18 protein-coding genes are annotated in these 24,044 nt (G+C 61.2%); 9 read left to right on the top strand and 9 right to left on the bottom strand.

All coding sequences use genetic code 11. The features are described 5' to 3' along the window. Positions 1 to 83 precede the first annotated feature (83 nt). The gene (locus tag RE418_RS22435; protein ID WP_025302257.1) at positions 84 to 1,742 is read left to right on the top strand and encodes an ATP-dependent endonuclease; all 1,659 of its coding nucleotides are present in this window, start codon (positions 84 to 86) and stop codon (positions 1,740 to 1,742) included. A 14-nt stretch (positions 1,743 to 1,756) separates the two neighbouring features. Here the strand turns inward: RE418_RS22435 and RE418_RS22430 are convergent, their stop codons facing one another. Then, a complete protein-coding gene (locus tag RE418_RS22430) occupies positions 1,757 to 2,710 on the bottom strand; it encodes a VirK/YbjX family protein (RefSeq protein ID WP_043137726.1) in 954 nt (317 codons plus the stop codon). Between the two features lie 194 nt (positions 2,711 to 2,904). On the opposite strand from RE418_RS22430, the gene macA reads away from it, so the two are divergent. Together macA and macB are read left to right on the top strand one after the other, a co-directional pair. Next, entirely contained in the window at positions 2,905 to 4,020 is a 1,116-nt protein-coding gene (macA, locus tag RE418_RS22425; RefSeq protein WP_043137722.1) for a macrolide transporter subunit MacA, read from the top strand. Then, positions 4,020 to 5,966: a macrolide ABC transporter ATP-binding protein/permease MacB gene (macB, locus tag RE418_RS22420; RefSeq protein ID WP_049204241.1), complete on the top strand. Its 1,947-nt coding sequence runs from the start codon at positions 4,020 to 4,022 to the stop codon at positions 5,964 to 5,966. The genes macA and macB overlap by 1 nt, the downstream gene beginning before the upstream one ends. Positions 5,967 to 6,053: 87 nt before the next feature. Here the strand turns inward: macB and cspD are convergent, their stop codons facing one another. After that, a complete protein-coding gene (gene cspD, locus RE418_RS22415) occupies positions 6,054 to 6,275 on the bottom strand; it encodes a cold shock-like protein CspD (RefSeq protein ID WP_004928349.1) in 222 nt (73 codons plus the stop codon). A 355-nt stretch (positions 6,276 to 6,630) separates the two neighbouring features. On the opposite strand from cspD, the gene clpS reads away from it, so the two are divergent. Together clpS and clpA are read left to right on the top strand one after the other, a co-directional pair. Continuing rightward, complete coding sequence (clpS, locus tag RE418_RS22410; protein WP_004928347.1) at positions 6,631 to 6,951, top strand: ATP-dependent Clp protease adapter ClpS; 321 nt, start codon at positions 6,631 to 6,633, stop codon at positions 6,949 to 6,951. A 27-nt stretch (positions 6,952 to 6,978) separates the two neighbouring features. Next, entirely contained in the window at positions 6,979 to 9,258 is a 2,280-nt protein-coding gene (gene clpA / locus RE418_RS22405; protein ID WP_025302261.1) for an ATP-dependent Clp protease ATP-binding subunit ClpA, read from the top strand. Between the two features lie 205 nt (positions 9,259 to 9,463). Here clpA and infA read toward each other — a convergent pair whose 3' ends face one another. The 7 genes from infA to trxB all read right to left on the bottom strand — a co-directional run bounded on the left by infA (position 9,464) and on the right by trxB (position 16,873). Continuing rightward, a complete protein-coding gene (infA, locus tag RE418_RS22400) occupies positions 9,464 to 9,682 on the bottom strand; it encodes a translation initiation factor IF-1 (RefSeq protein ID WP_002211347.1) in 219 nt (72 codons plus the stop codon). 105 nt (positions 9,683 to 9,787) lie between these two features. Further along, on the bottom strand, positions 9,788 to 10,513 hold the full coding sequence (gene aat, locus RE418_RS22395; protein ID WP_043137718.1) for a leucyl/phenylalanyl-tRNA--protein transferase: 726 nt from the start codon (positions 10,511 to 10,513) through the stop codon (positions 9,788 to 9,790). 29 nt (positions 10,514 to 10,542) lie between these two features. Further along, on the bottom strand, positions 10,543 to 12,282 hold the full coding sequence (gene cydC, locus RE418_RS22390; protein ID WP_043137717.1) for a cysteine/glutathione ABC transporter ATP-binding protein/permease CydC: 1,740 nt from the start codon (positions 12,280 to 12,282) through the stop codon (positions 10,543 to 10,545). Positions 12,283 to 12,284: 2 nt separating this feature from the next. Beyond that, a complete protein-coding gene (gene cydD, locus RE418_RS22385; RefSeq protein ID WP_142590581.1) occupies positions 12,285 to 14,051 on the bottom strand; it encodes a cysteine/glutathione ABC transporter permease/ATP-binding protein CydD in 1,767 nt (588 codons plus the stop codon). A 175-nt stretch (positions 14,052 to 14,226) separates the two neighbouring features. Beyond that, on the bottom strand, positions 14,227 to 14,844 hold the full coding sequence (gene gstA, locus RE418_RS22380; RefSeq protein WP_049204244.1) for a glutathione transferase GstA: 618 nt from the start codon (positions 14,842 to 14,844) through the stop codon (positions 14,227 to 14,229). A 93-nt stretch (positions 14,845 to 14,937) separates the two neighbouring features. Further along, complete coding sequence (locus tag RE418_RS22375) at positions 14,938 to 15,825, bottom strand: LysR family transcriptional regulator (protein ID WP_089180735.1); 888 nt, start codon at positions 15,823 to 15,825, stop codon at positions 14,938 to 14,940. A 76-nt stretch (positions 15,826 to 15,901) separates the two neighbouring features. Next, positions 15,902 to 16,873: a thioredoxin-disulfide reductase gene (gene trxB, locus RE418_RS22370; RefSeq protein WP_049204246.1), complete on the bottom strand. Its 972-nt coding sequence runs from the start codon at positions 16,871 to 16,873 to the stop codon at positions 15,902 to 15,904. A gap of 654 nt (positions 16,874 to 17,527) precedes the next feature. Here trxB and lrp point away from each other — a divergent pair. The 4 genes from lrp to RE418_RS22350 all read left to right on the top strand — a co-directional run bounded on the left by lrp (position 17,528) and on the right by RE418_RS22350 (position 23,971). Next, positions 17,528 to 18,022, top strand: coding sequence for a leucine-responsive transcriptional regulator Lrp (gene lrp, locus RE418_RS22365; RefSeq protein WP_004928318.1), 495 nt, complete (start codon positions 17,528 to 17,530; stop codon positions 18,020 to 18,022). Between the two features lie 120 nt (positions 18,023 to 18,142). Next, entirely contained in the window at positions 18,143 to 21,808 is a 3,666-nt protein-coding gene (locus tag RE418_RS22360) for a DNA translocase FtsK 4TM domain-containing protein (RefSeq protein ID WP_089180736.1), read from the top strand. A gap of 197 nt (positions 21,809 to 22,005) precedes the next feature. Further along, a complete protein-coding gene (gene lolA / locus RE418_RS22355) occupies positions 22,006 to 22,617 on the top strand; it encodes an outer membrane lipoprotein chaperone LolA (RefSeq protein ID WP_004928303.1) in 612 nt (203 codons plus the stop codon). Positions 22,618 to 22,684: 67 nt separating this feature from the next. Then, complete coding sequence (locus tag RE418_RS22350) at positions 22,685 to 23,971, top strand: replication-associated recombination protein A (protein ID WP_049208098.1); 1,287 nt, start codon at positions 22,685 to 22,687, stop codon at positions 23,969 to 23,971. Positions 23,972 to 24,044 lie beyond the last annotated feature (73 nt).

The raw sequence follows: 24,044 nt of genomic DNA, 5'->3' as shown, positions 1-24,044 counted from the left end.
GCTTGACCTGCAAGGGGTTTTTTGACCATGCTCTGTGAAGGTCGCCTCATTGAAGAGGCGACGGCGCGCACGGGAGGCGGCGGATGTTCTTGGAGCGTATCGAAATTGTAGGTTTTCGCGGCATTAATCGGCTGTCCCTGATGCTGGACGACAACACGCTGTTGCTCGGCGAAAACGCCTGGGGTAAATCCAGCCTGCTGGATGCGCTGACGCTGCTGCTGGCGCCGGAGCAGAAGCTGTATCGGTTTGAAGCGCACGATTTCCATTTCCCCCCCGGTGAAGAGTCGGCCAAAGAGCGCCACCTGCAGGTGGTGTTCACCTTCTGCGAAAAAGACATCGGTCATGCGCACCTACCGCGTTATCGCCACCTGACGCCGCTGTGGGTCAAGGGCGAGGATGGCCTGAGCCGCATTCATTACCGCTGCGAGGGCGAGCTGGCCGACGACGGCACGGTGTGCACCTGGCGCGGTTTTCTCGACGCCGACGGCAATGCCTTTCAATTGCACCATATCGAACAGCTGGCCCACGCCATCATCCGCATTCATCCGGTACTGCGCCTGCGCGACGCGCGCTTTATTCGCCGCCTGCGCCCCAGCAGCCTCGGCGATGAACGTAAACCCGATACCCAGGCGTTGGCGCAGCAGCTGGATCAGCTGACGCGCGAGCTGGTGCGCAATCCGCAGAAGCTGACCAACGGCGAGCTGCGTCAGGGGCTGGCGGCGATGCAGCAGCTGCTGGAGCACTATTTTGCCGAGCAGAGTTCGCAGGTGGCGCGGCCACGCCGCCGCGGCGGTGAACCGGAGCAGGACGCCTGGCGTGCGCTGGACGGCATCAACCGCATGGTGGCCGAACCGAACAGCCGCAGCATGCGCCTGATCCTGCTGGGCATGTTTTCCACCCTGCTGCAGGCCAAGGGCGACGTCAAGCTGGATCCGCACGCCCGGCCGCTGCTGCTGGTGGAAGACCCGGAAACTCGCCTGCACCCGATCATGCTGTCGGTGGCCTGGGGGCTGCTCAATCAGCTGCCATTGCAGCGCATCACCACCACCAACTCCAGCGAACTGGTGTCGCTGGTGCCGGTGGAGCACGTCTGCCGGCTGGTGCGCGAGTCGGGCCGGGTCGCGACCTACCGTCTCGGGCCGCGCGGGCTGAGCGCCGAAGACGGGCGGCGCATCGCGTTTCACATCCGTTTCAACCGGCCGTCGTCGCTGTTCGCCCGCTGCTGGCTGCTGGTGGAAGGCGAGACCGAAGTGTGGCTGCTTAACGAGCTGGCGCGCCAGTGCGGCTACCATTTCGAGGCGGAAGGGGTGAGGGTCATCGAGTTCGCTCAGTGCGGCCTGAAGCCGCTGCTGCGCTTCGCCCGCCGCATGGGCATCGAGTGGCATGCGCTGGTGGACGGCGATGAGGCGGGCAAAAAGTACGCCAACACCGTACGCAGCCTGCTGGACAATCATGAAGACAACGAACGCGATCGGCTGACCGCGTTGCCGGCGCCGGACATGGAACACTTCATGTTCCGCGAAGGGTTCGCCCCGGTCTATCACCGAATGGCGTCGGTGCCGATCAACGCGCAGATGCCGGTGCGCAAGGTGATCCTGAAAGCGGTCCACCACTCGTCGAAGCCGGATCTGGCGATCGAGGTCGCGATGCAGGCCGGCGAATGGGGCACGGACTCGGTGCCGCCGCTGCTGAAGAAAATGTTCTCACGGGTGATCTGGCTGGCGCGCGGCCGGGCAGACTGACGGCCCGCCGGGCGTTATCGGGCGCAGAAATGCGCCGCCAATCCCTGTTCCAGCTCATCCAGCAACTGATAGCGGCGGCGATACTCGGCGCGCTTCTTGCTGGCAACCTCTTCGATCGGTTTGCGGGCGATGCGTTCGGGCAGCAGGAAATAGCCGCTGTCGAGCGGTTTGGCGCCCATCGACAGCCAGAACTGATCGTAATCGGCGTGCAGTTGATCCTTCTTCTTACTCTGGTAACGCCAGTTTTGATAGATATGGGTGGCATTGCCGACGGCTACGATCTGGCGGATGCCGAGGTGCCGCGCCAGCGTGCAAATGCCTTCCAGCACCAGCCGTTTGGGGAACAGACCGTGGCACTCTTTGGTGGTGTGCTGGATCTCGGCGTGCGGCACCTCATGGTTCGCGCCCTGCAGGCCGCCGATGAACAGCGTCGGCTGCTGCTGATAATGCATCAGCGCAAAGGTGATCTCCGCCAGCATCACGCCGTTGGCGTTGCGCAGCAGCAGCGTGGCTTCCCCTTCCTTATTCAGTTTGTCGATCGCCGCCAGTTCCAGCGTGATCGGCGCTTCGTTTTTGCCCATCGCGCGGGCCAGCACGAAAGGCTGTGGGCCGAGGTGGCCGAGACGCATCTTTAGCGGCATGCGCTGCACGATGAGATCGTAATGATCGCGCAGGGCGAACAGGCATTCGATCTTGCTCATGTTGGCTGCCAGGTAGGGGCGATGCAGCTTGCACGGCAGGTTCGGCTGCGCGCTCAGGATCTCCTCCAGCAGTGGGTTGCTGGCCAGGGTGCTGAGCAGGCCGCTGGTGGTGCGCCAGTTGAGCAGCGAGCGGCCGAGAAACTTCAGGCGAAACGAGGTTTTTTTCCAGGCGTTGCTTGGCGCCTTTTCGCCATTGATCAGCGCCGTCATCAGTTGCCAGCCGTTAAGCGGCCGGGCGGAGGCGAGTGGGTAGCTGAGCTGTGACATGATGAAATCCTTGGCTGTGTTGAATGGCGCTATTTCATCAAGGCTTCACTAAACGAGAGTTCAATGCTGAACTGTAACCAGGCGTGTCTCCACATTGTGTTGAGCTAAGGTTTAGTTATTCCCTACGGTGCGTGCTAATTTAGCTCCGCCGCCGCAATGGGCGGTCGATATTCACAAGCACAGGCAGGTCAATTTTGACAGGGTTTAAAGGACACAAACGCCGCTGGATACTCGCACTGGCGGTGATTGCGGCGATTGCCGCGGCGGCCGTTTGGCACTTCCGCCATCCGGCGCCAACCGATTTCAAAACGGTAAAGGTCACCAAGCGCGATCTGCAGCAGAACGTGTTGGCGACCGGCCAGCTGGACGCGGTGCGCAAGGTTGACGTCGGCGCGCAGGTCAGCGGGCAGTTGGAAAAGTTGTATGTCGAGATCGGCGACAAGGTGAAAAAAGGCCAGTTGCTGGGGGTTATCGATCCGCAACAGGCGCAGAACAGCATTCGCGAAGGCGAGGCGACGCTGCGCGAGCTGCATGCGCAGCTGCTGCAGGCACAGGCCGAGCAGCAATTGGCGGCGGTCACGCTGCAGCGCAACCAGGCACTGGCCAAACTGCAGGCGGTATCGCGTCAGGATCTGGATCAGGCAGCGACGCAGCTGGCGGTGAAGAAAGCGCAGGTGGGCACCATCAATGCGCAGATCGCCCGCAACCAGGCCAGCCTGGATACCGCCAAGATCAACCTGGCCTACACCCGCATCGAAGCCCCGATGGATGGCGACGTGGTGCAGATCACCACGCTGCAGGGCCAGACGGTGATCGCGGCGCAACAGGCGCCGAACATTCTGACGTTGGCGGATCTCGGCACCATGCTGGTGAAGGCGCAGGTCTCGGAGGCTGACGTCATTAACCTCAAGCCGGGTCAGAAGGCCTGGTTCACGGTGCTGGGCGATCCGACTCGGCGCTTCGACGGCGTGCTGAAAGACATTCAGCCGACGCCGGAAAAGGTCAATAATGCCATCTTCTATTATGCGCGTTTCGAAGTGCCCAACCCGGAAAGGCTGCTGCGCTTGCAAATGACGGCGCAGGTGCATATTCAGCTGGCCGGCGTCGAGCAGGCGCTGGTGATCCCGCTGGCGGCGTTGGGTGACCAGATCGCCGACAATCGCTACCACGTCTCGGTGCTGAAACAGGGCAAGGAAGAGAAGCGTGAGGTGGCTATCGGTCTGCGCAACAATATCGATGTGCAAATCCTCAGCGGGCTTGAGGCGGGCGATGAGGTGATTGTCAGCCGCGGCGGCGTGGAGGCCGGCTGATGGCGGCGCTGTTACAGCTGAGCGGCATTCGCCGCAGCTACCGTTCCGGCGAGCAGACGGTGGAGGTGCTGAAGGGGATCAGTCTGAGCATCGACGCCGGGGAAATGGTGGCGATCATGGGGGCCTCCGGCTCCGGCAAATCGACGCTGATGAACATTCTGGGCTGTCTGGACAAGCCGAGCGCCGGGGTCTATCGGGTGGCCGGACAGGATGTGGCGACGCTGAGCGACGATGCGCTGGCGCAGCTGCGGCGCGAACATTTTGGCTTTATTTTCCAGCGTTATCATCTGCTGCCGCACCTGAGTGCGGCGCATAACGTCGAGGTGCCGGCGGTGTACGCGGGGCTGGGCAAAGCGGCGCGGCGCGAACGGGCGGAGGCGCTGTTGCGGCGCCTGGGGCTGGGGGAGCGCGTTAACTACCGGCCGAGCCAGCTTTCCGGCGGCCAGCAGCAGCGCGTCAGTATCGCCCGCGCGTTGATGAACGGCGGGCAGGTGATCCTGGCGGATGAACCGACCGGCGCGCTCGACAGCCACTCCGGCGAAGAGGTGATGGCGATCCTCAAACAGCTGTGCGCCCAGGGCCACACGGTGATCCTGGTGACCCACGATCCAGCGGTGGCGCGCCAGGCTGAACGGATCATCGAGATCCGCGACGGCGAAATCATTGCCGACTCGCGTCCGGCGCCGCCGGAGGATACCCAGGCCAAGCCGCTGGCGCTGGCCGCCGCGGCGCCTTCCTGGCGGCAGATGGGCGGCCGCTTTCGCGAAGCGCTGGTGATGGCCTGGCGTGCGATGGCGGCCAACAAGATGCGCACCGCGCTGACCATGCTCGGCATCATTATCGGCATCGCCTCGGTGGTATCGATCCTGGTGATCGGCGACGCCGCCAAGCAGATGGTGCTGGCGGACATCAAATCGATCGGCACCAACACCGTCGACATTTACCCCGGCAAGGACTTCGGCGACGACGATCCAACCTACAGGCAATCGCTGAAATACGGCGATCTCGATGCGCTGCGCGAACAGCCGTATATCAGCGCGCTGTCGCCGAGCATCAGCAGCAGCATGCGGCTGCGGCTGGGTAACGTCGACGCGGCGGCCAATGTCAACGGCGTCAGCGAACAGTTCTTCCGCGTGTACGGTATGAGCTTTACCCAGGGCGTCGGCATCGATCCGATGCAGGTGCAGTCACAGGCGCAGACGGTGGTGATCGACGCCAATACCCAACGGCGGCTGTTCCCGCACCAGAAAAACGTGGTGGGCGAGGTGATCCTGGTGGGCAACATGCCGGCGACGGTGGTCGGCGTGGCTAAAGAGAAGCAGTCGATGTTCGGCAGCAGCAAGACGCTGAACGTGTGGGTGCCTTACAGCACCATGGCCAACCGGCTGATGGGCAACAATTATTTCGACTCGATCACCGTGCGCATTCGCGACGGCTACGACAGCAAGGAAGCGGAACAGCAGCTGTCGCGCCTGTTGACGCTGCGCCACGGCAAAAAGGACTTCTTCACCTATAACATGGACAGCCTGGTGCAAACCGCGGAGAAAACCACCCGCACGCTGCAGCTGTTCCTGACGCTGGTGGCGGTGATTTCGCTGGTGGTCGGCGGCATCGGCGTGATGAACATCATGCTGGTGTCGGTGACCGAGCGCACGCGCGAGATTGGCATCCGCATGGCGGTGGGCGCCCGTTCCGGCGACGTGTTGCAGCAGTTCTTGATCGAGGCGGTGTTGGTCTGCCTGGTGGGGGGCGCGCTGGGGATTACGCTGTCGTTCGCCATCGGCCTGGCGGTGCAGCTGGTATTGCCGGGCTGGCAGATCAGCTTCCCGCCGGCGGCGTTGCTGAGCGCGTTCCTCTGTTCCACCGGTATCGGCGTGGTGTTCGGCTATCTGCCGGCGCGCAATGCCGCGCGGCTGAATCCGATCGATGCGCTGGCGCGCGAGTAAGTAAAAGGCATAAAAAATGCCAGTCACACGGCGGCTGGCATTTTTATCGCAGTCAGGGTCAATGCAGCGCGACGCTGCCGGAAGCGTTTAGGACAGCGCCTCGCTTTCCACCGGCACAATAAGACTGGCATGGTTCCCTTTTGGCCCTTGATGCACGTCGAAGCTGACCTGCTGGCCTGCCTTCAACGTTCTGTAACCATCCATCTTGATGGTGGAGTAATGCGCGAAAATATCTTCGCCACCGCCGGCTGGGCAGATGAAGCCAAAGCCTTTGGCGTTGTTAAACCATTTAACAGTACCCGTCTCCATGCTTTTACATCCCTCGCAACGCTATTTTAAGTGAGATGAATAACTGAATTCGCACCCGCCGTAGGCGGGTAGCAGGGTGGACAAGGGGTGGTTAAAAGACCACCAGCCACGAATTTACACTCTAGAGCAAATGATCGGGGCGTCAAGGGATCGGCTTTTGTCGGCGGGGAGCAGTTCACCAAAGTTTGAAGCAGGTAACGCTATTGCCACGATTCAGTCACAATTGGCCCGTTTTTTTGCGCACGTTACAGTGCGGCGGGACGATGCCGAAGATGATAAAATAGTAACTATCCCCACTTTGAATAACCGAAACCTGCCCCCATATCAGAGGGCAGAGCAGAGAAGATGAGCAGCGATGGGCAATAACAACGACTGGCTAAATTTTGAACACTTGGCCGAAGAAAAACAAATCGATGCGGTAAAACCGCCGTCTATGTATAAAGTTATACTTAACAACGACGATTACACACCGATGGAATTTGTGATTGACGTTCTGCAAAAGTTCTTTTCTTATGATATTGAACGCGCAACGCAACTGATGCTCACGGTCCACTATCAAGGCAAGGCGATCTGTGGTGTTTTTACCGCCGAGGTGGCGGAAACCAAAGTCGTCCATGTGAACCGGTACGCAAGGGAGAACGAGCATCCGTTGCTTTGTACGCTGGAAAAAGCCTGAATAAGGCAATCTATTGGGGAGGTGCTTATGCTCAATCAAGAACTGGAACTCAGTCTCAACATGGCTTTCGCCAGGGCGCGTGAGCACAGACACGAGTTTATGACCGTGGAGCACCTGTTGCTGGCGTTGCTGAGCAACCCTGCCGCGCGAGAAGCGCTTGAGGCATGTACGGTGGATCTGGCCGCGTTGCGCCAGGAGCTGGAAGCCTTCATCGAACAAACCACACCGACGCTGCCCGCCGGCGAAGAAGAGCGCGACACTCAGCCGACGCTCAGCTTCCAGCGCGTGTTGCAGCGCGCGGTCTTCCATGTGCAATCTTCCGGCCGCAGCGAAGTGTCCGGCGCCAACGTGTTGGTGGCCATCTTCAGCGAGCAGGAGTCGCAGGCGGCTTATCTGCTGCGCAAGCACGACGTCAGCCGTCTCGACGTGGTGAACTTCATTTCACATGGCACGCGTAAAGACGAGCCGGGCCAAGCGCCGAATGCGGAAAACCCGGTGAACGAAGAGCAGTCCGGAGGGGAAGACCGTATGGAAAACTTCACCACCAACCTCAATCAGTTGGCCCGTGTGGGCGGCATCGATCCGTTGATCGGCCGCGATCGTGAGCTGGAGCGCGCGATTCAGGTGCTGTGCCGTCGTCGTAAAAACAACCCGCTGTTGGTCGGCGAATCCGGCGTGGGCAAGACCGCCATCGCCGAAGGCCTGGCCTGGCGTATCGTGCAGGGCGACGTGCCGGAAGTGATGGCGGACTGCACGCTGTATTCGCTGGATATCGGTTCACTGCTGGCCGGCACCAAATACCGCGGCGACTTCGAGAAACGCTTCAAGGCGCTGCTCAAGCAGCTGGAACAGGATCAGAACAGCATCCTGTTCATCGATGAAATTCACACCATCATCGGTGCCGGTGCGGCTTCCGGCGGGCAAGTGGATGCCGCCAACCTGATCAAACCGCTGCTGTCGAGCGGCAAGATCCGGGTGATCGGCTCGACCACCTACCAGGAGTTCAGCAACATCTTCGAAAAGGATCGCGCTTTGGCGCGCCGTTTCCAGAAGATCGATATCACTGAACCGACGGCGGAAGAGACCGTTCAGATCATCAACGGCCTGAAGACCAAATATGAAGCGCATCACGACGTGCGTTATACCGCCAAGGCGATCCGCGCCGCGGTGGAGCTGTCGGTGAAATACATCAACGATCGTCATCTGCCGGACAAAGCGATCGACGTGATCGACGAGGCGGGCGCCCGCAGCCGACTGATGCCGGCCAGCAAGCGCAAGAAAACCGTCAACGTGGCCGATATCGAATCCGTGGTGGCGCGCATCGCTCGTATCCCGGAGAAAACCGTGTCGGCCAGCGATCGCGACGTGCTGAGAAACCTGGGCGATCGTTTGAAGATGCTGGTATTCGGCCAGGATCAGGCGATCGAAGCGCTGACGGAAGCCATCAAGATGAGCCGCGCCGGTCTGGGCCACGAGCGCAAGCCGGTCGGTTCCTTCCTGTTCGCCGGGCCGACCGGGGTCGGGAAAACCGAGGTCACCGTACAGTTGGCCAAGGCGATGGATATCGAGCTGCTGCGTTTCGACATGTCCGAGTACATGGAGCGGCATACCGTCAGCCGTCTGATCGGCGCGCCTCCGGGCTATGTCGGTTACGATCAGGGCGGGCTGCTGACCGATGCGGTGATCAAGCATCCGCATGCGGTAGTGCTGCTCGATGAGATCGAGAAGGCGCACCCGGACGTGTTCAACCTGCTGCTGCAGGTGATGGACAACGGCACGCTGACCGACAACAACGGCCGCAAGGCGGACTTCCGCAATGTGATCCTGGTGATGACCACCAACGCCGGGGTGCGGGAAACCGAACGCAAATCGATCGGTCTGGTGCAGCAGGACAACAGCACCGACGCGATGGAAGAGATCAAGAAGGTGTTTACGCCAGAGTTCCGCAACCGTCTGGACAACATCATCTGGTTCAACCATCTGTCTACCGAGGTGATCCAGCAGGTGGTCGACAAGTTTATCGTCGAACTGCAGGCGCAGCTGGATGCGAAGGGCGTCTCGCTGGAAGTGAGCGACGAAGCACGCGACTGGCTGTCGGTGAAGGGCTACGACCGTGCGATGGGCGCTCGTCCGATGGCGCGCGTCATGCAGGAAAACCTGAAGAAACCGTTGGCCAACGAGCTGCTGTTCGGTTCGCTGGTGGACGGCGGTTCCGTGAAGGTCGAGCTGGACAAGGACAAGAAACAGCTGACCTACCACTTCCTCAGTGCCGCCAAGCGCAAGGCGGACGAGGGTGCGGTGCATTAAGGCCGCTTCAGGCAAAGAAAAAGCGATGCTTCGGCATCGCTTTTTTTTATGGGTGAGATTCACCGTACAACAGAAACGAGTGAGCCCTCTCAGTTTACCTGCGCACCTGCAACCCGTTGTGTAACGTCGCTGCGGGGGTAAACGGAAAGGGCTCCCGAGGGATTACATCCTCGATGCCGCCAGCATGTGGCGCGCGGTGAGCCGATTAACGGCTACGGAAGACAATGCGGCCTTTGCTCAGGTCGTACGGGGTCAGCTCTACAGTGACTTTGTCGCCCGTCAGGATGCGGATATAGTTTTTACGCATTTTACCGGAGATGTGTGCGGTTACCACGTGCCCGTTTTCCAATTCAACGCGGAACATGGTGTTCGGCAGCGTATCAAGAACGGTGCCCTGCATTTCAATATTGTCTTCTTTGGCCATCGAATCCTCTAGGTCTAACTACCTTAGTTTTTAACCGGCAAGATAATGCCGAAAAACCCCCATTATGTAAAGATGTGTCGGTGAACATTGCACCGTTTCCATCAATTAGTTTACTGGAGAGGGCGGTTCAACCGGCTGTGGGGATATGACTTGCGGCGCCCAGCACGCCGACGCCAAAGGCCGCCGTTGAAGGGTGCTGAGCTGCTGCAAAAATTGACGGCGCGGAATTTCACGCGCGCCAAGGCGGGCAGTGTGAGCGTTCAGCACCTGGCAGTCAATCAATTCCCCGCCATAAGCGGCAAAATGGCGGCAAAAGGCCATCAATGCGCATTTTGAGGCGTTGGTGACGCGGCTGAACATCGATTCGCCGCAGAACAACGCGCCCTGCGCCACGCCGTACATGCCGCCGACCAGTTGATCATCCTGCCATACTTCCACCGAGTGTGCGTAGCCGAGGCGATGCAGATGCTGATAGGCACGCTGTACCTCCGGGCCGATCCAGGTGCCTTCATCCGGCCGGTGGGCGCAGGCGGCGATCACCGCGGCGAAATCGTGATTGAGCGTGATGCGAAACGGATCGTGGCGCAAAAAGCGTTTCAGACTGCGGTTGAGATGAAACTCGGCAGGGAACAGCACCGCACGCGGATCGGGTGACCACCACAGAATCGCTTCTCCCGGCGAGTACCAGGGGAAGATGCCGCGCTCGTAGGCTGCCAACAGTCGCGGCGCCGTGAGGTCGCCGCCGATCGCCAGCAGGCCGTTGGGATCGCGCAGGGCGCCCTCAGGCGAGGGAAACGCCAGCGACTGGGGGGAAAGCTTAACGATGCGCATACAAGGTCTCTGCGTCCTCTACGGGCCGATTACGGCGCCAGGTTGCTGATACGGTTGCGAAAGCGTGCATAGCGGCCCTGCTGGCGCATCAGGGTGGCGTGATCGCCCTGTTCGACAATTTGGCCGTCATCCATTACGCAAATGCGGTCGAGATGTTCCAGGCCGTACAAACGGTGCGTCACCAGGATCAGCGTCTTGCCCTGACAATGCCGGCGCAGCAGCGCCAGGATCTGCTGTTCGGTTTCGGCGTCCAGCCCTTCGGTCGGTTCGTCAAGCAGCAGCAGCGGGGCCGGATGCAGCAGCGCGCGGGCGATACCCAGTCGGCGCTGTTCGCCGCCGGACAGCTGCCGGCCGCCTTCGCCCAACCAGGCGTTCAGCCCGCCGTCGCTGTCCAGCAATTTGCCCAGCCCAACCTGCTGCAGTACGTCACTCAGGCGAGCGTCGTCGGCATTCGGTGCGGCCAACCGCAGGTTTTCCCGCAGCGTATCGCTGAAGATATGCACTCGCTGGCTGACGACCGTGGTCATCCGACGCAGCGTGGTTTCATCATAATCCTCCAGCGGTTCGCCGTTGAGCAGAATTTTGCCGCCGTCGGTGCGCCAGGCGCGGGTCAGCAGCTGCAGCAGGGTGGACTTGCCGCAGCCGGTGCGGCCGAGCAAGGCGATGTGTTCGCCGGCCGCGACCTCGAGCGTGACGTCGCGCAGCACCGGCTGCGGCTGATCGGGATAGGTGAAACTCAGCTGCTGCAGGCTGAGCTGAGCTCGATCGGCCGCGGCCGGGCCGACGGCAGGGAAGGTGACTTCCGGCTGGCGATCGATGATCTGTTTGACCCGCGTGGCGGAGGCAATCACCTGGCCGAGATGCTGGAAGGCGCCGGCGACCGGCATCAGCGCTTCGAACGACGCCAGCGCGGCGAAGACAAACAGCGCGATCAGGGCTCCGGGCTGGGTATCGCCGCCGATGCCGGCGGCGGTCAGCCACAGCAGCAGCGTCACCGTCAGCCCGCTGGCGAGGATCATCAGCGCCTGCGCCTTGCCGCTCAGCGAGGCCTGCTGCCACTGGCGGCGTTGCCACCGCTGTTCGGTGGCGTTCAGCGTCTGGCGGAAGTCGTTGACGGCACCGAACACCACCAGCTCTGCCTGCCCCTGCAGCCAGGCGGTTAGGTCGGTACGGTATTGGCCGCGCAGCGCGGTGAGTTGGCCGCCGATCGGTTTGCCGGCGCGGTAGAACACCGGCGGCACCAGCAGCAACAGCAGCAACAGAATGCCACCCAACGTCAGGGCGAGCGCAGGATCCAGCCAGCTCAGGCCGTAGGTGACCACCAGGATCACCACCGCCGCGCTGATCAGCGGCGAGATCACCCGCAGATAAAGGTGATCCAGCGTGTCCACGTCCGCCACCAGGCGGTTGAGCAGGTCGGCCTGGCGAAAGCGAGCGATGCCGCCCGGCGCCAACGGCAGGATCTTGCTGAAGGTGAACACTCGCAAGTGCGACAGCACGCGGAAGGTGGCGTCGTGACTGACCACGCGCTCGGCGTAGCGCCCGGCGGTGCGGAAGATCGCCGCGCCGCGCACGCCGGCGGCCGGCAGCATGTAGTTGAAGGTCAGCAGGCCCGCCAATCCGGCCAGCGAAGAGGCGGCCAGGAACCAGCCGGAAAGCGCCAGCAGGCCGATGCTGGCCAGCAGGGTGACGATCGCCAAAAGGATGCCCAGGCTAATCAGCAGGCTATGGCGGCGATACAACGCCAAAAACGGCAGCAAAACGCGCATGATTAAAGCTCCCCGCGGCGATGGGCGATCAGAGTGGCGAACAGGCCCGGCTGGGTGCTGAGGGTGGCGTAATCGCCCTGTTGCACGATGCGCCCGTTATCCATCACCCAGATCTGATCGTAGTCTTCGGTGTCTTCCAACTGGTGCGTGACCAGTAGGGTGGTTTGCTGATGCGAAGCGGCATTCAACGCCTGCATCACCCGTTGTTCGCTGTGGGCATCGAGACTGGCGGCCGGTTCATCCAGCAGCAGCAAGCGGCGCGGGCCGATCAGCGCCCGGGCGACCGCCACGCGCTGCGCCTGGCCGACCGACAGGCGGGCGGCGTTGTCGCCCACTTCGGTGTCGAGCCCCTGCGGCAGATACGGCAACAGTTCGCTGACGTAGGCGAGTTCCACCGCCTGCTGCAGCTGCGCTTCGTCGGCCTGCGGGCAGCCCAGCAGGATATTGGCGCGCAAGGTTTGCGCCGGCAGGTGCGGGTTCTGACCGACCCAGCTCAGCTGTTGCCTCCAGTTTTCTGCGGACAGTTCACGCAGCTCGATGCCGTTGACGGTCAACGAGCCGCGGTAGGGCAGGAAGCCGAGCAGCAGATTGAGCAGCGAGCTTTTGCCGGCGCCGCTCAGCCCGACCAGCGCTACGCGCTGCTGCGGTAGCAGGGTGAAACTCAGCGGCCCGGCCAGCAGTACGCCGTTCGGCGACAGGATTTCCAATGCGTTCGCCTGCAGCGTCAGCGGTTGATCGGCGGGCAGTTGCCGCGTGCCGTTGCCCATCTGCTCGCCTTCGGCGCTGAGGAAGGTTTCCAGCGCTTCCGCCGCGCCGACCGCCTGCGCCTTGGCATGGTAGAAGGTGCCGAGATCGCGCAGCGGTTGGAAAAACTCCGGCGCCAGAATCAGCACCAGAAAACCGGAAAACAGCGTTACGCCGAGGCCGTAGCTGCCGAAGTTGAGTTCGCCGAGGTAAGAAAAGCCGAAGTACACCGCCACCACGGCGATGGAAATCGAAGCGAAGAACTCCAGCACGCCGGAAGAGAGGAAGGCCATACGCAGCACTTCCATGGTGCGGCTGCGGAAGTCTTCGGAGGATTTGGCGATCTGCGCCGTTTCGGCCTGCGCGCGGTCGAACAACCGCAGGGTGTCCAGGCCGCGCAGGCGGTCGAGGAAGTTGCCGCTCAATCGCGCCAGCGCCACGAAGTTGCGGCGGTTGGCATCGGCGGCTCCCATGCCGACCAGCGCCATGAACAGCGGGATCAGCGGCGCGGTCGCCAGCAAAATGATGCCTGCGGCCCAATTGATCGGGAAGACGGCGATCAGGATCAGCAGCGGGATGAAGACTGCCAGATACATCTGCGGTAGATAGCGCGAGTAATAGTCCTGCATATCCTCGATCTGCTCGACGATGATGCTGGCCCAACTGCCCGCCGGTTTGCCCTGGATCCAGGCCGGGCCGAGCTGCTGCAGTTTATCCAGCACCTGCTGGCGCATGCGCTGACGGATCACCTGGCCACACAGGAAACCGACCCGTTCCCGCAGCCAGCTCAACAGCGCCCGCAATGCGAACGCGACGGCCAGCCAGATAAACGAAGGGATCAGCTGTTCGCGCGGGGTATGTTCGATGATCAGGGCGTGCAGCAGGCTGGCCAGCAGCCACGCCTGCGCCACGATCAGCAGGCCGCTGAACAGCCCCAACAGCATGGAAAGGCGCAGCCAACGCTGCGCCAACGAACTCTGGGTTTTAAGCCAACGGGTTAACTGTTGCTGTCTGTTTTTTTTCATCAGATATGCGTCTGCGTCGCCGGTGCCCGTTTGTTACAGGCTGGGTTAACGTACTGTTAAATAATAGTGTTTGGCGCAATCGGCGACAAACAAGCGAGGTCCCATGTTACCTCGTCACCCGGCAGACTGAAAATAATAAAGCGGCCAAATGTGGCTATAACAGACGCGTTACCGACTATTTGACTTGCTCACTCGTGGCCTCGGCTTCCAGAGCGGCGCGCACCGACGCTCGCTCTGCGATCCGCGTCACATAATGCTGGAGCGGTGGCCACTCGCTCAGCGAAATCTCGAAGCGCGCCATCCAGCGCAACACGGTAAACAGATAAGCGTCAGCGACGCTGAAATACGTTCCCAATAGGTAAGTTTGTTGTGCCAACGCTTGCGCGAGATAACCCAATCGCCGTCTCAACTTGTCGCGCAGCAACGCCTTGGCATCTTCGGGCAGGGCATCATTGAACAAGGGGGCGGCACCGGCATGGATCTCGCTGGTGATGAAATTAAGCCATTCCTGCAGCCTTACCCGCTCAAAGGCCGTCGGTGGCGGTGCCAGCCGGCTCTCTGGGCGCTGGTCGGCGAGGTATTGAACGATGGCGGGGCCTTCGGTGATCACGTTGCCGTCGTCCAGCTGCAGGGCGGCGACGTAACCTTTTGGGTTGATGCGATAGAAATCCTCACCGTCGGCGCAGCGCTTGCTGCGATTGTTTACCCTGACCAGGGTGAAAGGGATCGCTAATTCCCGCAGGACGATATGTGGGGCCAGCGAGCAGGCATCGGGAGCAAAATACAGCTTCATGCTATTTCCTTGTGGGTCAATGAGAGCGCTTGCCACAGCATGCCGACGCGGATGCCGGCGGGAAAATGGAAATTTCAGAAAGCCGCTATTAGCTCAGCGACTGGCCAGGGTTTGCTCCTGTTTGCGCAGGTAATTCAGCAGGGTTTGGACGGGCGGTAGGACCGCCGCCTCGGATGAGCAGGCCAGGCCGAAACGACGATAAACCGGCGCAACGAGCGGCAGAGCGCAAACTCCGAGCGCATCGGGCGGGATCACCGACGCGGGCATCAGCGCAACGCCCGTGCCTTCTCTGACCAGCGTCAACGCCGTTTGCCAGTCGCTGACGGTGGCGCGGATATCGGCCAGTGCCAGGCCCGACTGCTGCGCCAAACTTTGCGCATTCACATCACATCCGCCGGTCGCCAGGATGAAAGGCAGCCGGAACAGGGCATCCAGCGCCACCGGCCGCCGCGCTCGCGCCAGCGGGTGCGCGCTGGGCACGACCGCTAACCAGGTGTCTTCCCCCAAAGGGAAACACAGCCGCTCCGGTGCCGGATTGAGCACCACGCCGATGTCTGCCGTTGCCGATGTTAACCAGCTCTCCACTTCGTGGTCGGTGCCCTCGAGCGTAATCAGCTCAATGTCGGGATACAGACGGCGAAACTTGCGCAGCAGCGGCGGCAACAGCGTGCTAAATGCCGACGGGAAACTGGCCAGGCGTATTTTGCCCGCGTGCGCATTACCGGCTTGCTGCGCGCATTGTTGAATGGCCCGCAGTCCTTCCAACATCGTGCGGGCATGGGCGACGATCTGCAGGCCGCTTTGGGTCAGGACGACATTGTGTGGCTGGCGCACCAAAAGCCGGGTGCTCAGCATCGTCTCCAGTTGAGCGATGGCCTGGCTGGCGGCAGACTGCGTCATGCCGCAGAGCGCCGCAGCCTGAGTGATGGTGCCGTTGTCGGCGACGGCAACCAGCAAGCGCCAGTGAAGAAGATTATGCATCGGCGTGCATCCTCCTGGGGGCTGAAGACAAAAAAAAGCGGCTCGAGAGCCGCTTTTCGCTGATGAAGAGAACGTCTTAGCAGACTTCTGCGCCGGCGATGCCGTCCAGGTAACGCTCTGCGTCCAGCGCCGCCATACAGCCGGTGCCGGCGGAGGTGATCGCCTGACGGTAGATGTGATCCATCACGTCGCCAGCGGCGAAGACGCCGGGGATGGTGGTTTGGGTCGCATTGCCGTGAATGCCGGACTGCACCTTGATGTAGCCGTTTTCCAGCTCCAGCTGGCCGCCGAAGATGCCGGTGTTCGGGCTGTGGCCGATGGCGATGAACACGCCGGCCAGTTCCAGTTCACGGGTTTCGTTTTCCGCTTTGGTGCTGCGGATACGCACGCCGGTCACGCCCATTTCATCGCCCAGCACTTCGTCCAGCGTATGGTCGGTGTGCAGCACGATGTTGCCGCTTTTCACTTTTTCCATCAGCCGGTCGATCAGGATCTTCTCTGAACGGAAGCTGTCGCGGCGGTGGATCAGGTGAACCTCGGCGGCGATGTTGGACAGGTACAGCGCTTCTTCAACGGCAGTGTTGCCGCCGCCGACCACGGCGACTTTCTGGTTACGGTAGAAGAAACCGTCGCAGGTCGCACAGGCGGAAACGCCTTTGCCCTTGAAGGCGTCTTCGGAAGGGAGGCCAAGGTAGCGGGCGGAGGCACCGGTCGCAATGATCAGCGCGTCGCAGCTGTATTCGCCGCTGTCGCCGAACAGGCGGAACGGGCGCTGCTGCAGATCGACGCTGTTGATATGATCGAAGACGATCTCAGTCTGGAACTTCTCCGCGTGTTCGCGCATGCGCTCCATCAGCGCCGGACCGGTCAGGCCTTCGGCGTCGCCCGGCCAGTTTTCCACTTCGGTGGTGGTGGTCAGCTGGCCGCCTTGCTCCAGACCGGTGATCAGCACCGGGCTCAGGTTGGCGCGCGCCGCGTAGACGGCGGCGGTGTAACCGGCCGGGCCGGAGCCCAGAATCAGTAATTTGCTATGTTTAGCCGTGCCCATGAATAACCTCTTTATTCCACAATGGCGGACAATGAAGCCGATTGTAGGGAAAATGGCGCAGTAAAAAAAGCGCCGGGCGACGTTGTTAACGATTTGTATGATAGTTGTCGCCTATTAATGCGCCCGCTGTCGGCAAATCGTACGCCGAACGCAGAAATTTACCTTATCAAAGCCGCATTCGGCTACCGAATCGCCAACCGCGCAAAAACGGCGCATTCTGCGACTTCAGCCGCTCCCTACCGGGGTTTATCTGCCAGCGATTCATAACCAAAAATGGGATGCAGACTTTTCATGACGGTACGTTGTTCTGATTTTGCTTCTTTTACTTTGACAATCCGCTGCGCATTTGCGAAAACATCATAGGAAGAAGAAATTATCCCCGTAACACCAGCAAATCGTACGTATTTGCGCCGCGAGGCGGCAATGCGCGGTGGATGTGCGGAGCAGGGCGCGCAAGCGTTTGCTGATTTTTTCTCGACCTAAACGTCGTTGCCGGCGTCGCGCGGGGTTGGACAGACAGGCTGCGCGGCGTGGAATGATGGTAGTGAAGAAGCATATGACAGGCATCGGGTCTTCGCTTGGAACGAACCCTTACACATTGACGTTGGCTAGGGTGTGGCAAGTGCACGGAAGAAAATAAGAGAGACAATAATAATGGCAGACAACAAGAAACGCCCGGGTAAAGATCTCGACCGTATCGACCGCAACATCCTGAATGAGCTGCAGAAGGATGGGCGTATTTCGAACGTCGAGCTTTCGAAGCGCGTGGGGTTATCCCCGACACCATGTTTAGAACGCGTGCGCCGTCTCGAGCGCCAGGGTTTCATTCATGGCTATACCGCATTGCTTAACCCGCATTATCTGGATGCGTCCCTGCTGGTTTTCGTGGAGATCACGCTGAACCGTGGCGCGCCGGATGTGTTTGAGCAATTCAACTCGGCAGTGCAGAAGCTTGAAGAGATTCAGGAGTGTCATCTGGTTTCCGGTGATTTCGACTACCTGTTGAAAACCCGCGTACCGGACATGTCGGCGTACCGCAAACTGCTGGGCGAAACCTTGCTGCGTTTGCCGGGGGTTAACGACACCCGTACCTACGTAGTGATGGAAGAAGTGAAACAGAGTAACCGTCTGGTTATCAAAACACGGTAAGGTGCAGGTGCAAAACCTGATTAAATTGGTTACACTCCTGTTTATTCATACAGTTTCGGCGCCGGGGAAGCTTCTCGGCGCTGTTGCTATGTCAGCTAACAGGAACCTGGAGAGCCTTTCTTGAGCCAGGAATATACAGAAGATAAAGAAGTTACCCTGAAAAGACTCAGCAGTGGCCGGCGTTTGCTGGAGGCTGCGCTTATCGTGGTAGCGATTTTTGCCGTTTACCTCATGGCTGCGTTGGTCAGTTTCAATCCGTCTGACCCAAGCTGGTCGCAGACCGCGTGGCATGAGCCGATTCACAATTTGGGCGGCGGTGTTGGGGCCTGGTTGGCCGACACGCTGTTCTTCACCTTCGGGGTGCTCGCCTACGCGATACCGCCGATCATGCTGATCCTGTGCTGGGCAGCCTATCGCCAACGCGGCAACAAAGACTACGTCGACTATTTCGCGCTCTCCCTGCGCCTGATCGGTACCTTGGCGTTAGTGCTTACCTCCTGCGGGTTGGCGGCGCTGAACGTTGACGATCTCTATTACTTCGCTTCCGGCGGCGTGATCGGCAGCCTGCTGAGCAACGCCATGTTGCCGTGGTTCAACGGCATCGGCGCTACGCTGGCGCTGCTGTGCGTGTGGGCGGCGGGGCTGACGCTGTTTACCGGCTGGTCCTGGCTGGTGATCGCCGAGAAGATCGGCGGTGCGGTGTTGGGCGTCGCGACGGTGATGACCAATCGCTCACGCCGCGAAGATCGCTATTTCGAGGATGACGAGCGTTACGTTGACGACGAGCCTGAGCAGGCAGGGAAGGGCGCCGCTGCAGCGGTTGCGGCGACCGCCGCCGGAGCCGCGGCTGCCGATGACGACGTGCTGTTCTCCGCACCCTCGGTCACCGAAAGCGCCAAAGAGGCGGGGGAAGACGCCGCCGATCCGTTGCTCAGCGGCCTGCGAGCCGACGATAGTGAGGTTGAAGCCGACGCCGCGCCAATCGCGCCGGCGGCTTCGCCTGCACCAGCGGTGAAGGCAGAGATCCACGAGCCCGTTGCCGCGCCGATCGCCACACAGGCGCCGTCGGTAACGGTGGCGCCGGCCGCGCCGGCCTCGGTCAATCAGCACCCGGTGAGCACCCCGGCGCAAGACGCCACGCCGCCGCTGTATTCCTTCGAAATCCCGGAAGAAACACCAGCGCCTAAGGCGACGCGCCCTGTCGATCCTTATCAGGATGACGATGAGCCGCGCCTGGGCAATTGGCAAGAGCCGGCCCCGCAGCCGACAGCGCGTTCTCCCTTTGATTTTACCGCCGCGCAGCGCGACAGTGCCGACGTCAGCGGAGCAGGTGGTTTCAGCGCCACCGGCGCCAAGCCACAACTGGATACGGCAGCCGCTGCCGCTGCGGGCGCCGCGGCGGCGACCTTTATGCCGGCCTTCACGGCGACCAGCGACGGCAATTCTCAGGTTAAACAGGGTATCGGCCCTGAGTTGCCGCGGCCGAATCCGGTGCGTATTCCGACCCGTCGTGAGCTGGCTTCCTACGGCATCAAGCTGCCTTCGCAGCGTGCTGCCGAACAGGAACAGCGCCAGGCGGAGCCTCAACAGCCGACGGCGATAAATCCGCAGGAAGAAGAGGCGCTGCAGGAAGCCGCGCTGCGCCAGGCGTTCGCCACGCAGCAAAGCGAGCGCTATGGCGAAAGCTACGAGCCGGAGCAGGATGATGAAAATGCTCAGCAGGAAGCCGAGCTGAGCAAGGCGTTCGCCGAACAACAGAATCAACGTTACGGTGAAGTCCAACAGGACGATGAAGAGGCGCGGCAAGAGGCTGCGCTGCGTCAGGCTTTCGCCGAGCAGCAGCAGGCGCGTTATGGCCAGCAAGAGACTGCCCCGCAGGCGCCGGCCGCCAGCCCGGTCGATACCCGCAATGCTTTCAGCTTCTCGCCGATGGCGGATTTAGTGGACGATGGCCCGAGCGAGCCGATGTTCACGCTGTCCCCACAGCTTGAAGAGCGCATTGAACAGCAAAGCGAGCAAGAGGACGACGTGCCGTTTGGCCAGTTTGAGCCTGCGGCGCCGGCTGCTCAACCTCAGCAACCGCATGTGCAGCCGCAACAATACCAACAGCCGCAGCAGCAACCTTATCAGCAGCCGCAGCAACAACAGCAGTATCAACAGCCGTCGCAGCAGCAATATCAGCAGCCACAGCAACCGGTGCAGCAGCAGCCTCAGCAAGCTCCGGCCGAGCCGCACCCGGCGATGGACAGCTTGATTCACCCGTTCCTGATGCGCAACGATCAGCCGCTGCAGAAGCCGACCACGCCGCTGCCGACGCTGGATCTGCTGACCGAAGCGCCGAAAGAGGTGGAGCCGGTCGACTCCTTCGCGCTGGAACAGAAAGCGCGCTTGGTGGAGGCCAGTTTGGCCGATTACCGCGTAAAAGCCGACGTGGTGGATATCCTGCCGGGGCCGGTCATCACCCGCTTCGAGCTGGATCTGGCGCCGGGCGTTAAAGCGGCGCGCATTTCCAACCTGTCGCGCGATCTGGCGCGCTCGCTGTCGACTTCGGCGGTGCGCGTGGTGGAAGTGATCCCCGGTAAGCCTTATGTCGGTCTGGAGCTGCCGAACGCCAAGCGTCAAACGGTGTACCTGCGCGAAGTGCTGGACTGCCCGGCCTTCCGCGACAACCCGTCGCCGCTGTCCATCGTATTGGGTAAGGACATCTCCGGCGAACCGGTGGTGGCCGATCTGGGCAAAATGCCGCACTTGCTGGTCGCCGGTACCACCGGTTCCGGTAAGTCGGTCGGGGTCAACGCCATGATCCTGAGCATCCTGTATAAGGCCACGCCGAAAGAAGTGCGCTTTATCATGATCGACCCGAAAATGCTGGAACTGTCGGTTTACGAAGGTATTCCGCACCTGTTGACCGATGTGGTCACCGACATGAAAGACGCTGCCAATGCGCTGCGCTGGTGCGTGGGCGAAATGGAACGTCGCTACAAGCTGATGTCTGCCCTGGGCGTGCGTAACCTGGCCGGCTACAACGAGCGTGTCGATCAGGCCGAAGCGATGGGGCGTCCGATCCCGGATCCGTTCTGGAAACCGACCGACAGCATGGACATCACGCCGCCGGTGTTGGAGAAAGAGCCGTACATCGTGGTGATGGTCGACGAATTCGCCGACCTGATCATGACGGTTGGCAAGAAGGTTGAAGAGTTGATCGCTCGCCTGGCGCAAAAAGCGCGTGCGGCGGGCATCCACCTGGTGCTGGCGACCCAGCGTCCTTCGGTGGATGTGATCACCGGCCTGATCAAGGCCAACATTCCGACGCGTATCGCCTTTACCGTGTCGAGCAAGATCGACTCCCGCACCATCCTCGATCAGGGGGGCGCCGAGTCCTTGCTGGGTATGGGTGACATGCTCTATCTGGCGCCGAACTCCTCGATCCCGGTGCGTGTACATGGCGCATTCGTGCGCGATCAGGAAGTGCACGCGGTGGTCAAGGATTGGAAAGCGCGCGAGCGGCCCCAATATAAAGAGGGCATTCTCAGCGGCGGCGAAGATGGCGAGGGCGGTGCCGGTGGCGGGATGGACGGCGACGAAGAGCTGGATCCGTTGTTTGACCAGGCGGTGGATTTCGTGGTGGATAAACGCCGAGCCTCCATCTCCGGCGTACAGCGCCAGTTCCGTATCGGCTATAACCGCGCCGCGCGCATCATCGAACAGATGGAGGCGCAGGGCATCGTCAGCGAGCAGGGGCACAACGGCAACCGCGAGGTGCTGGCGCCGCCGCGGCACGATTGATGGTCGCTTAGCCATTGCAATTCAATAAGAAAGGGCCGCTTAAGCGGCCCTTGTGCAAAGAAGCGTAAACCCGTTTCTTCTCGGAACATTGGCCTACCGGCCGATCGCCGGCTTCAGGTAAAGTAACGGAGTAAAGGGTTGATTGACCCGCACGGCGTCGCCCTGCGGTTAACGCATTTCATAAGGTATCTGGAATAATGAAAAAACTGTTAGTTGCCTGCTGTCTGCTTTCGGGATTCGCTTCTACCTCCGTGCTGGCCGATGCCGCACAGGATCTGCAAAGTCGCCTGGCGAAGGTGAACAGTTTCCACGCCAGCTTCTCGCAAACCGTGACCAGCGCCGAAGGCGCCGCGGTGCAACAGGGTGAAGGCGAGCTGTGGGTGAAGCGGCCGAACCTGTTCAACTGGCACATGACGTCACCCGATGAGAGCGTGCTGGTTTCCGATGGCCAGACCCTGTGGTTCTACAACCCGTTCGTCGAGCAGGTGACGGCGACCTGGCTGAAGAACGCCACCGGCAATACGCCGTTTATGCTGATCACCCGCAATAACGCCAGCGACTGGAAGCAGTACAACGTGAAGCAAAAGGGCGATGATTTCGAATTGACGCCGAAGTCTGCCAGCGGCAACCTGAAGCAATTCGCCATCAGCGTGACCAACAGCGGTACCATCCGCAGCTTTGCCGCGGTGGAGCAGGACGGTCAGCGCAGTTCCTACACGCTGAAAAGCCAGCAGAACGTCGCCGCCGATCCGGCCAAATTCAAATTTACCCCGCCGAAGGGGGTGACGCTGGACGACCAGCGCCAGTGAGGTGCAAGTGAGTAATAATCTGTCGCTCGATTTTTCCCAGAATGAGTTCCAGCCGTTGGCCGCGCGTATGCGGCCGACCACGCTGGCGCAGTATATCGGCCAGCAGCACCTGCTGGCCGCCGGCAAGCCGCTGCCGCGCGCCATCGAGGCCGGGCAGCTGCACTCGATGATTTTATGGGGGCCGCCGGGCACCGGGAAGACGACGCTGGCAGAGCTGATCGGCCGTTACGGTCAGGCGGATGTCGAACGGATCTCCGCCGTGACCTCCGGTATCAAGGAGATCCGCGAGGCGATCGAGCGGGCGCGGCAAAATCGCGACGCCGGCCGCCGCACTATCCTGTTCGTCGACGAAGTGCACCGTTTCAATAAGAGCCAGCAGGACGCTTTCCTGCCGCACATCGAAGACGGCACCATCACCTTTATCGGCGCCACCACCGAAAACCCGTCGTTCGAACTGAACTCGGCGCTGTTGTCCCGCGCCCGCGTTTACCTGTTGAAGGCGCTGACCGCCGAAGATATCGGCCAGGTGCTGGATCAGGCGATGAGCGACAAGGCGCGCGGCTTTGGCAATCAGAACGTCGAGTTGCCGGCGGAAACGCGGCGCCTGCTGTCCGAGCTGGTGGGCGGCGATGCGCGCCGGGCGCTGAACAGCCTGGAAATGATGGCGGACATGGCGGAGATCGATGCCAAAGGCGTGCGGGTGCTGACGCCGGAGCTGCTGAAAGAGGTTTCAGGCGAGCGCAGCGCGCGCTTCGACAACAAGGGCGACCGTTATTACGACCTGATTTCCGCGCTGCATAAATCAGTGCGCGGTTCGGCGCCGGACGCCGCGCTGTACTGGTATGCGCGCATTATTACCGCCGGCGGCGATCCGCTCTATGTGGCGCGCCGTCTGTTGGCGATTGCCTCTGAAGACGTGGGCAACGCCGATCCGCGCGGCATGCAGGTGGCGATCGCCGCCTGGGATTGTTTCACCCGCGTGGGGCCGGCAGAGGGCGAGCGCGCCATCGCGCAGGCGATTGTTTACCTGGCCTGCGCGCCGAAGAGCAACGCGGTTTACACCGCGTTCAAGGCCGCCATGCGCGACGCCAAAGAGCAGGCCGATTATGACGTGCCGGAGCACCTGCGCAACGCGCCGACCAAGCTGATGAAGGAGATGGGGCTGGGGGCGGAGTACCGCTACGCCCACGACGAACCCAACGCCTACGCCGCCGGCGAGAACTATTTCCCGCCCGAAATGGCCAAGACACGCTACTATCAACCGACCTCGCGTGGGCTTGAAGGGAAAATCGGCGAAAAGTTGGCATGGCTGGCTGAGCAGGATCAAAATAGCCCGACAAAACGCTACCGCTAGCGAGGCCGTTGCGGTAAGGTTAGCGGGTATCACTCTTCTTTTATGCGGCTATAAATCAGCCGCATAGAACAAC

It is taken from the genome of Serratia sp. szju, assembly GCF_044594185.1.
Classification (GTDB): Bacteria; Pseudomonadota; Gammaproteobacteria; order Enterobacterales; family Enterobacteriaceae; genus Serratia; species Serratia bockelmannii.
Note: the sequence above shows the minus strand (reverse complement) of the source record. Positions and strands in the feature narration are given on the sequence as shown.